The sequence below is a fragment of the Aeromonas lacus genome (assembly GCF_000764665.1).
GTDB classification, from domain to species: Bacteria; Pseudomonadota; Gammaproteobacteria; order Enterobacterales; family Aeromonadaceae; genus Aeromonas; species Aeromonas lacus.
Genome location: NZ_JRGM01000092.1, coordinates 1 through 909, shown reverse-complemented (window position 1 = coordinate 909; position 909 = coordinate 1). Strand labels below are relative to the sequence as shown.

At 34.7% G+C, this 909-nt stretch carries 2 protein-coding genes; one reads left to right on the top strand and one right to left on the bottom strand.

Translation table 11 applies throughout. The annotated features are described in order from the left end of the window. Positions 1 to 45: 45 nt before the first annotated feature. A complete protein-coding gene (locus LG31_RS0107760) occupies positions 46 to 363 on the top strand; it encodes a hypothetical protein (RefSeq protein ID WP_033113917.1) in 318 nt (105 codons plus the stop codon). A 43-nt stretch (positions 364 to 406) separates the two neighbouring features. Here the strand turns inward: LG31_RS0107760 and LG31_RS0107755 are convergent. Beyond that, on the bottom strand, positions 407 to 909 hold a 503-nt coding region (locus LG31_RS0107755), incomplete at its 5' end, for a hypothetical protein (RefSeq protein WP_033113916.1).

The window sequence follows — 909 nt, the reverse complement described above, 5'->3', positions numbered from 1 at the left end:
GTACTGTTATGAGGTAAGCAGAACAGTGAGAGATGGATATTTATCATGATGCTACTGGGCGTTTCTCTTATTGCGGCAATCTACATCTTTGCTGGTTTTTGGCGGCCTGAGGATAAGCGTTTTTTATTCAGTTCGTTCTTGATGACATTCTACCTTATCCTCTATTACTGTTTCCCGGTTACTACTTCCGGCACTTCCATTTATATTGGCCGCTTGACCCAATATCTCCCTGTTTTTTCATATGGTTTGATATTGTTTGGTTCATTATTTATCCAATTTAAAAAGAGAGTTATATATATGGCTGGGTTTTTAGGGTTGTTGCTCTCCATTTTTTCTCACTTTTTGTTAAGTATCATTATTTAGCTTAGTAGTGGTTTTTTGATAATTTTTAAAAATGAAGGTGTACTCATAGAGTTTGTCCAACCGATGGTTCTGTATATGGCAGTTCGATTTCTTTAAAATTCAAGGCGAATTGATACTTGCTTAAGCTAGCTTGATAGCAAGGTATTTTTTTAAATGAATTTTCCTCGAATGCTAATTTTCCTAGTGATATTTTGTCTGATTCGGTTAGCCTACAACCTAAAAATATCCCAGTAATACATTCTACAGGGATATCAAAAAGGAAAATGGATGTCGGAACTGCAGCAATAAAAGAAAGTAGTTCGTTTAATATTGTCCCACTTGGAGAAAATCTCATCTCTTCCATATCATCGGTAGCACTGCCATCTTTTTCTTGTTTATCCATTAAGTCGCATAATTGATGGTTTATGGATATTTTAATCACCCCTTTACATTCTTGAAAATTAAGAAGAGCAAGGTGGTTTTCATCATAGAAGTCTAGGATGTATTCGTAGGTGTCTTTATTTATGATAAAGTAATCTGCATTCGATACTTTAGTTATTACTCGAT